Origin of the sequence: Pseudomonas sp. PB120 (assembly GCF_009761815.1) — a bacterium.
GTDB lineage: Bacteria > Pseudomonadota > Gammaproteobacteria > Pseudomonadales > Pseudomonadaceae > Aquipseudomonas.
In genome coordinates this window covers 1-4,404 of the sequence record NZ_RWIN01000057.1, presented here as the reverse complement: position 1 = coordinate 4,404, position 4,404 = coordinate 1, and the positions used below count along the sequence as shown (strand labels likewise).

Sequence of the window (4,404 nt, the reverse complement as noted above, 5' to 3'; positions counted from 1 at the left end):
AGTGTCAGCTACCTCTGTGTCGACTGACACACCATCGTCGGAACGCCGCCCGGACCAAGCTCGCTCCTACAAGGGATCACACATACAAAAAAGCCCCGCTATCTCTAGCGGGGCTTTTTTGTATCCGAGGGATTCAGATCCCCATGCTGACCAGCGATTGCACGATGTTGCGCAAGGTGCCGGCAATGGCGGGGTGTTCAAGCTCGAAGCGTTCAACGGCCAGGTTGACGCCGTCGGCGACGCTGGAATCCTTGGTTTTGGTTTCGAGCTCAAGCTCCAGTTCGATCTGTTGCATCAGTGCATGCAGGTCTTCGCGCTCGGCTTCGGACAGCGGAGGATTCTGTTCCAATTGCTCGCGCAGAGTATTGAGCTGTTCTTGCAGTTCGCGGGCAGGCATGGCGTTCTTCCTTTTATCGATTGGCACTGGCATAGACCGCAGCGGCGTGCCAAAGGTCTATGGCTGACCTTTAGATTAATCCACTCCCGCACAAATCGCATGCCTTCATAGGTGGGAAGCCGTGATCAGGGCTTTTCGCCCTTGAGCCGACGCAGGCTGATGTCTGCCAGGCAGGTGTCGAGTTCGCCGAGGTGATCAATCACCGAATGCACGCCCAGACCGAACAGCTGGACCGTCGCCTTGCCGCGCTTTAGATCGCGTTCCTGCTGGGTCAGTGCCTGCCATTCGGTGGGCGACAGCCCGCACAGCGAGCCGCAGGACGCCAGGCCGATGGTCCACAAACCGGCATTGAGTCCCGCTTGTAGCAATCGTGGTTCGCCGCTGACCAGCACGCAGCCATCAAGGCGCTCGACATTCAACGCCATTAACGCTTGCCAGCAGGCATTTGGCGCAGGCCAAGGATTGTTTGTTGCAGAGTGTTGCGAAGGGGTGATCCAGTCCGGTAGCGCGGCGGCCAGGGAATGGCTGAGGGAAGGGGGTAGTTCATCAAGCCAGGCGCAGGGAATTTGTTGGCGTTGCAGACTGCGCAGGCTGTCCAGGGCGCCGTGCGTGACCTCGGCGTGCTCGGCCGCGAGACCGGTGTGTTCACGCGAGCGGGCGCCGAAATCCACCAGACAACCGCTGAGGCCGAACAATACGGCAGTCAGGCTGGGCACAACGAGGGGCATGGTTTCGGCGTGCGGCATGTCAGCGTCCCTGAAATAGCCAAAAGGCTAGGCGATGTCGGTGACAGTTGAGTGACATTGTTGTGAATCGCTCACAGTCATGACGAATCAACCTTAGGCTATCGTGTCCAATGCTGCCTAAATCGGCTGTTACGTCTTATACTCACCAGCTTAACGCCAGGGCCAAGGGCCCGCGCCAGTACAGTCCAAGGAGTTTTTCTATGCGCTGGAGCAATCATTTCGCTCAGCTTTGTGTGTGTGCCAGCGTGTTGCTGGTTCCGTTCGTTGCCCAGGCAGCGTCGGAAGACGATCCTTGGGAAAGCATCAACCGTCCTATCTACAAGTTCAACGACGTGCTCGATACCTACGCCCTGAAGCCATTGGCCCAAGGCTATGAATTCGTGACACCGCAGTTCCTTGAGGACGGTATCCACAACATGTTCCGCAACGTGGGTGATGTGACCAACCTTGCGAACAACATTTTGCAGGCCAAACCGGCTGCAGCGGGCGTCGACACCGCGCGCATCCTCTTCAACACCACCTTCGGCCTGCTGGGTTTCTTCGACGTCGGCACCAAGATGGGCCTGCAACGAAGCGACGAAGACTTCGGTCAGACGCTTGGCTATTGGGGCGTAGGAAGCGGTCCTTACGTGATGCTGCCACTGCTCGGTCCGAGCACCTTGCGTGATGCACCGTCCAAGATCGTCGATGGCTACACCGGCCCGTATCCGTACATCAACGATGTGCCGGTGCGTAATTCGATCTTCGGCCTGAATATCGTCGACACCCGTGCCAGCCTGCTGTCGGCCGAGAAGCTGATCAATGGCGACAAATACATCTTCATTCGCAACGCTTATTTGCAGAACCGCGAATTCAAAGTGAAGGACGGCCACGTCGAAGACGATTTTTGATCTCGACCGGTAAACCGGTAAAACAAAGAAGGCGGCCCTTGGGCCGCCTTTTTGCGTTTCATTTGCGGGTTATTTCATCTTCAAGATTGTAAGCCCGAGTTTCTGACTGCTGCCGTCCTGATCCTTGACCCACACCACTTCGGTGTCGGCCTCAAGGCCTTTCAGGGCGCTATGCTCTGACTCGATCCGTACGCTCAGTCGGTCGCCAACCTTGAACAGGCGAGGCGCCTGTACTTGCATGCCGCTGCTGGAAAGGTCGATGCAGACCGCTGCGACCTCGTCACCTTCATGAATCAGCGAGACATCGGCATCGACTCGCATGCGGATAAAATCGCGCTTTTCGCTGTAGTCCCGATCGGTTTGACTCATGGGCTTCATCCTTCCATTGAGTTACGGATTTGCCTGTTCTTATAACTCCCGGTGATTTGACAAGTAAAGTCCTCAAGCGACCATCGGCGTGAGCTTGAAACGCCCCGCGGATGGGAGTACCGTCTGCGCCTTAGAAGGGCACCTCTGGTGTACCTGTGTGTAGGGCAGACGCCCGAAAACGGTGCAATAGAGAGGCTAGAAAGCGAATCCAGTAGTGTGAGCGGGTTAAAAAACCTGTCTGCTACGCCAACCTAATTCTGGCGCCGTTTGCCCACATGCCAAAAACCAGTGCCACGCTGCTGATAATCGATGATGACGAAGTAGTGCGCGCGAGCCTCGCCGCCTATTTGGAAGACAGTGGTTTCAGCGTCTTGCAGGCCAGCAATGGCCAGCAGGGTCTTCAGGTATTCGAGCAAGACAAGCCCGACTTGGTCATCTGCGATCTGCGCATGCCGCAGATGGGCGGACTCGAACTTATCCGTCAGGTGACCGAGCTGTCACCGCGAACCCCGGTCATTGTGGTGTCGGGTGCCGGCGTGATGAACGATGCGGTCGAGGCCCTGCGCCTGGGCGCGGCGGATTACCTGATCAAGCCTCTCGAGGATCTGGCCGTGCTCGAGCACTCTGTGCGACGGGCCCTGGATCGTGCGCGTCTGCTGTTGGAAAACCAGCGCTACCGCGAGAAGCTGGAAAAGGCCAACCGCGAGCTCGAAGCCAGCCTGAACCTGCTCCAGGAAGACCAGAATGCCGGTCGCCAGGTGCAGATGAACATGCTGCCGGTCAGCCCCTGGACCATCGACGAGTTCCAGTTTGCGCACCAGATCATCCCGTCGCTGTACCTGTCGGGTGATTTCGTCGATTACTTTCGGGTTGACGAGCGTCGGGTAGCGTTTTATCTGGCGGACGTTTCCGGTCATGGCGCCTCTTCAGCCTTCGTCACCGTGTTGTTGAAGTTCATGACCACGCGGTTGCTGTTCGAATCCAAGCGCAGCGGCACATTGCCTGAATTCAAGCCTTCAGAGGTCCTTGGTCATATCAACCGGGGCCTGATCAGTTGTAAGCTGGGTAAACACGTCACAATGGTCGGTGGAGTCATCGACGAGGAGACAGGTTTGTTGACCTATAGCATCGGCGGTCATTTGCCGTTGCCTGTGTTGTACACACCCGACAGTGTTCGTTATCTGGAAGGGCGTGGTCTGCCGGTGGGCCTCTTCAACGAAGCCACCTACGAAGACCACGTGCTGGAACTGCCACCGACGTTCAGCCTGACGCTGATGTCTGATGGCATTCTGGACCTTTTGCCAGAGCCTACACTCAAAGAAAAAGAAGCGGCATTGCCCCAAAGGGTCAAGGCTGCGGGCGGCACCCTGGATGGGCTGCGGCAGGTTTTTGGATTGGCCACGCTAGGGGAGATGCCGGATGATATCGCCCTGTTGGTGTTGAGCAGGAATCTTTAATGAGTACCGGTAGAATCCAGTTCGCCGAGCAGGACGGCACCTTCGTCCTCAAGTTCGTCGGTGAAGTTCGCCTGACCTTGTGTTCGGCCTTGGATGCGACTATTGAGCGGATCTTCACGGCGTTGAACTTCAACGCGATCGTGATCGACCTGACCGAAACCCGCAGCATCGACAGCACCACCCTGGGCCTGCTGGCCAAGCTGTCGATCCTGTCGCGGCAAAAGGTCGGCCTGCTGCCGACCGTCGTGACCATTCACGAAGACATCACCCGGCTGTTGCAGTCCATGGGGTTCGAGCAGGTGTTCAACATCGTTGATCGCCCGATTCCGTGCCCGGAGTGCCTGACCGACCTGCCAGACCAGGATCAGTCCGAAGAAGTGGTGCGCATCAAGGTGCTTGAAGCGCACAAGATCCTTATGGGGCTCAACGATTCCAATCGTGAAGCGTTCCATGACCTGGTGAATGCGCTCGAGCGTCACTGATCCCCTGAATAATCAGGTGCCTGTTCAGGCCCCTTCGCGAGCAGGCTCGCTCCCACATTGAAA

General features: G+C 57.3%; 6 protein-coding genes. 3 read left to right on the top strand and 3 right to left on the bottom strand.

All coding sequences use genetic code 11. The features are described from left to right. Positions 1 to 133: 133 nt before the first annotated feature. Together EJA72_RS12720 and EJA72_RS12715 are read right to left on the bottom strand one after the other, a co-directional pair. The gene (locus EJA72_RS12720) at positions 134 to 397 is read right to left on the bottom strand and encodes a DUF4404 family protein (protein WP_157711792.1); all 264 of its coding nucleotides are present in this window, start codon (positions 395 to 397) and stop codon (positions 134 to 136) included. Between the two features lie 125 nt (positions 398 to 522). Continuing rightward, complete coding sequence (locus EJA72_RS12715; RefSeq protein WP_157711791.1) at positions 523 to 1,143, bottom strand: HAD family phosphatase; 621 nt, start codon at positions 1,141 to 1,143, stop codon at positions 523 to 525. A gap of 200 nt (positions 1,144 to 1,343) precedes the next feature. Between EJA72_RS12715 and EJA72_RS12710 the strand changes: the two genes are divergently transcribed. Beyond that, the gene (locus EJA72_RS12710) at positions 1,344 to 2,033 is read left to right on the top strand and encodes a VacJ family lipoprotein (RefSeq protein ID WP_157711790.1); all 690 of its coding nucleotides are present in this window, start codon (positions 1,344 to 1,346) and stop codon (positions 2,031 to 2,033) included. A 69-nt stretch (positions 2,034 to 2,102) separates the two neighbouring features. On the opposite strand, the gene EJA72_RS12705 is transcribed toward EJA72_RS12710, so the two are convergent. Then, a complete protein-coding gene (locus EJA72_RS12705; RefSeq protein WP_157711789.1) occupies positions 2,103 to 2,402 on the bottom strand; it encodes a PilZ domain-containing protein in 300 nt (99 codons plus the stop codon). A gap of 275 nt (positions 2,403 to 2,677) precedes the next feature. Between EJA72_RS12705 and rssB the strand changes: the two genes are divergently transcribed. Continuing rightward, positions 2,678 to 3,859: a two-component system response regulator RssB gene (rssB, locus tag EJA72_RS12700; RefSeq protein WP_157711788.1), complete on the top strand. Its 1,182-nt coding sequence runs from the start codon at positions 2,678 to 2,680 to the stop codon at positions 3,857 to 3,859. Continuing rightward, positions 3,859 to 4,341: an anti-sigma factor antagonist RssC gene (gene rssC / locus EJA72_RS12695; RefSeq protein ID WP_157711787.1), complete on the top strand. Its 483-nt coding sequence runs from the start codon at positions 3,859 to 3,861 to the stop codon at positions 4,339 to 4,341. Before rssB ends, rssC begins: the two co-directional genes overlap by 1 nt. The last annotated feature ends 63 nt before the right edge of the window (positions 4,342 to 4,404 follow it).

Excerpts from the sequence above, each read along its gene's own strand:
- EJA72_RS12710 (WP_157711790.1), top strand. The coding sequence starts at position 1,344 with ATGCGCTGGAGCAATCATTTCGCTCAGCTTTGTGTGTGTGCCAGCGTG.
- EJA72_RS12720 (WP_157711792.1), bottom strand. The coding sequence starts at position 397 with ATGCCTGCCCGCGAACTGCAAGAACAGCTCAATACTCTGCGCGAGCAA.
- rssC (WP_157711787.1), top strand. The coding sequence starts at position 3,859 with ATGAGTACCGGTAGAATCCAGTTCGCCGAGCAGGACGGCACCTTCGTC.
- EJA72_RS12705 (WP_157711789.1), bottom strand. The coding sequence starts at position 2,402 with ATGAGTCAAACCGATCGGGACTACAGCGAAAAGCGCGATTTTATCCGC.
- rssB (WP_157711788.1), top strand. The coding sequence starts at position 2,678 with ATGCCAAAAACCAGTGCCACGCTGCTGATAATCGATGATGACGAAGTA.
- EJA72_RS12715 (WP_157711791.1), bottom strand. The coding sequence starts at position 1,143 with ATGCCGCACGCCGAAACCATGCCCCTCGTTGTGCCCAGCCTGACTGCC.